Source organism: Oceanihabitans sediminis (assembly GCF_003337215.1).
Lineage (GTDB): Bacteria > Bacteroidota > Bacteroidia > Flavobacteriales > Flavobacteriaceae > Oceanihabitans > Oceanihabitans sediminis.
Genome location: NZ_QPIG01000011.1, coordinates 1 through 3,256 on the forward strand (window position 1 = coordinate 1; position 3,256 = coordinate 3,256).

A 3,256-nucleotide genomic window follows, 5' to 3' on the forward strand; every position below is an offset into this window, starting at 1 on the left:
ACACCGTATAAAAATAATTGCGGTTCAGTGCTTAATCAAAGGTCTTTGCGTGTTTGTAACGTCTGATTTTCCTTCGACAAATCCTCGCATACAAACCCGAAACTATTCTTATACATAAACGTTGTAGGTAATGCTGACGAAAAACGAAATATGAAAAAAATAATTCTTCCTTTTTTAATTTTAGTATCATTATTTGCCCATTCACAATCAAATACGCAAATTGAAATTGACACCTTAGAAGTGAATTTTGATATTAAAAATATTGTTGAAGTAAACTCACTCGTACTTCAAATAAAAGGTGGAATAAATTCTGTAGCTCAAAAGAAAATCAATGATGACATTAAAAAACATTTTGAATACACCCCTTTCAACGATAGCACATACGTTAACAAATTGCACGATTACTATGAAATAGATTCTACCCAACTGAATTACGGGCCTAATGAAAAATATGGGGACGGGATAACGGAAAACTTTACCGTAGAATACTTATCAAATAATATCTTAAACATTTCTATCTTTTCACAAATCTACCCTTATCTTGGGAGACCGCAATTCTTTTTCAAAAGCCTTATTTATGATTTAAACACAGGGGATAAACTTATTTTTGATGATTTCTTTTCAATTCCAACAGATACCTTAAAAAGCATCTTTAATTCAGAGGGGTATCATATTTATTGGGACAATGATGCTCAGAAATTGAAAAAAGAAAAATTGAAAGAATTAGTTTGGGTAGATAATATTTGCCCTGAGTTTTATTTCAACTACATCGAAGACGAATTATATTTGATGATAAGACCAACGTGCTTAGGCCCTGCTTTAATTGATTATGGTATTCCTCTAAAAAAACTAAAGCAATTTGTAGAACATTTTGAATTTAAAAATAAACTTCAATTATGGGGAACGGACATTAATTCACTCATTGGTCAAGATAGACTACAATTTGGGAAAAAAATTGTTTTTGAAGATTATCCCATACAATATATTGGAGGTTATTTATTGCCAATAGACAATTTTGACAACTCATTTGGAATTCAAGAATATTCTTCTTCAGACAAACGGATTTTATTGTTCTTTAAAAGTATAGATACTCATCAAGATATTATTATCGATATTTTAGAAATTGACAACAGCGAATTAGAAAATAGAATCCTAACCGAATATTGTATAACCAAAAATGGATTAGAAACAGAAATCATTGCACTTGTAAACCCGACAGAAACTGAATTTCATACCAAAATAATAAAAGCGTGGAGAGCTAACCGAAAGACAGGAAAATTTGAAAACGTGAACGAACGAAAAATTGAAAAATGTCCTAATCATAGCTACGGATTATGAAAAGACTATTTTACATATTGCTGCTATTATCAATAGTGGGTTGCAGTGTACGAAAACACCAGTTAAATACAAATGATTTGTCTAACTCATCAATATATGATTTTGGAATAACTAAAAAGGCTGAATCTCTACGAGCAACTTTTGTTTTAAAAAATACATTCGATAATCCCATAAATTTATACAAAGTAGCAACAAGTTGTAAATGCGTTAAAGCTGAATTAAACAAAACCAAACTAAAACCTGATGAATCTACCAAGGTGAATGTTACATTTAATACAGAGGGATTAAAAGGATTACAAAAAAAAGTAATCACAATTGAAACTGACAACCCACATAATAAATATTTGCAATTTTACATCAAAACGGAAATCATTGACTGATCGGATATTAAAACGCGGATAAAAAAGCACTACCTACAACATTGTATAAGCGTAATGCGGGCCAAAGTGCTAAATATGAACGAATTGAATATTAGTAAAAATAAGGATAAACCGAAAGTGAAGTGCTTTTAATCCCGCACTACGCTTATACTTGACCGTTGTGCATAATTTACCAAAACTCGCAAAAAAGATGACCTTTAAGGAAGTTTATAATCGGACAATTAAATATTATCCATCTGAAATTGATATTTCGGACGGGAAAACGGTTGAAAAAAATAGCGGGAATTTTAAAACATTATCGGAATCTTGGGACAATGCGGAATTGAAAGCAGATAATGAATCTGATTTTATAAAACTAATGGTTTGGGGAATTTTTTGCGCTTATCATAAAAAAGCAATTGACAACTTTCTGAACGGAAAAAAGACAGTTTCTCTGACTGAATTGGATATGGAATATCTGAAATACAAGTTTGAGGAAAGTTTACTCGATTCGGAATTTGATAATTATGCAGAATTGAGAACGGAATATAAAACTGATTAAAAAAACTATGCACAACAATGTATAACCGCAATTACGGCGGATTCGACTGCGTCCGAATCCACTCGGAATTGCTAACGTCAGTGCTAAACCGAAAAATTTGCGTACTTTAACCCGTAACTGACGGTTATACGAGACCGTTGTGCATAATTTAGAATGACCGCATTAGAAAAAATAAGTTTTGTCTTAATATTTACAATTGTAATTTACTTTTGGAATAAATATGTTGTGACAAGGTTGATAAAGAAAGTTGTAAAAAGTAATTCAAATAATAAATGGCTTTCCAGAAATCAAGATGTAATTATTAAGATATATCAAGGTTTTTTTTGGTCATCACTTTTTCTATTAATAGTTACTATGATATTAAGCAAATAAAATAAAGCTCACCAAATTGACATTTAAGGAAGTTTATAATCTAACAATTAAATATTATCCATCTGAAATTGATATTTCGGACGGAAAAACGGTTGAAAAAGATAGCGGAAATTTTAAAACATTATCGGAATCTTGGGACAATGCGGAATTGAAAACAGAAAATGAATCTGATTTTATAAAACTAATGGTTTGGGGAATTTTTTGTGCTTATCATAAAAAAGCAATTGACAACTTTCTGCACGGAAAAAAGACAGTTTCTCTGACTGAATTGGATATGGAATATCTGAAATACAAGTTTGAGGAAAGTTTACTCGATACGGAATTTGATAATTATGCAGAATTGAGAACAGAATATAAAACTGAATAAAAAAACTATGCACAACACCGTGTATAGCTCATTGCGGCTGAATTCCTTACCGGAATTCATTGCAATTCACTACATTTGGGTTATGCGGAAAAATCCACACGGATTTTCCCGCAACGAGCCATACACAAAACCGTTGTAGCACATATAAACAAAACTATGAACAGAATTTTAACATTACTGATTTTAACACTAATAACAACTTCTTGCAAAAAGGATATTGGAGTAACTGACAAAGAGGTTAATTCAGTCCAACAAGTT

At 31.1% G+C, this 3,256-nt stretch carries 4 protein-coding genes; all 4 read left to right on the forward strand.

The genetic code is table 11. From position 1 onward, the window contains the following. Positions 1-150 precede the first annotated feature (150 nt). The 4 genes from DU428_RS13265 (at position 151) to DU428_RS13285 (ending at position 2,998) form a co-directional block, all read left to right on the forward strand. Positions 151-1,338, forward strand: a complete 1,188-nt coding sequence (locus DU428_RS13265) for a hypothetical protein (RefSeq protein WP_113966855.1) — start codon at positions 151-153, stop codon at positions 1,336-1,338. After that, the gene (locus DU428_RS13270) at positions 1,335-1,718 is read left to right on the forward strand and encodes a DUF1573 domain-containing protein (RefSeq protein WP_113966856.1); all 384 of its coding nucleotides are present in this window, start codon (positions 1,335-1,337) and stop codon (positions 1,716-1,718) included. Before DU428_RS13265 ends, DU428_RS13270 begins: the two co-directional genes overlap by 4 nt. A 190-nt stretch (positions 1,719-1,908) precedes the next feature. Then, positions 1,909-2,259 (forward strand): hypothetical protein, encoded by a 351-nt coding sequence (locus DU428_RS13275; protein WP_114436868.1) that lies wholly within the window; start codon positions 1,909-1,911, stop codon positions 2,257-2,259. 388 nt (positions 2,260-2,647) lie between these two features. Next, entirely contained in the window at positions 2,648-2,998 is a 351-nt protein-coding gene (locus DU428_RS13285) for a hypothetical protein (protein WP_113966859.1), read from the forward strand. Positions 2,999-3,256 lie beyond the last annotated feature (258 nt).

Bases quoted from the DNA above. Each gene is read 5' to 3' on its own strand.
- DU428_RS13270 (WP_113966856.1), top strand. From the start codon at position 1,335: ATGAAAAGACTATTTTACATATTGCTGCTATTATCAATAGTGGGTTGC.
- DU428_RS13265 (WP_113966855.1), top strand. From the start codon at position 151: ATGAAAAAAATAATTCTTCCTTTTTTAATTTTAGTATCATTATTTGCC.
- DU428_RS13275 (WP_114436868.1), top strand. From the start codon at position 1,909: ATGACCTTTAAGGAAGTTTATAATCGGACAATTAAATATTATCCATCT.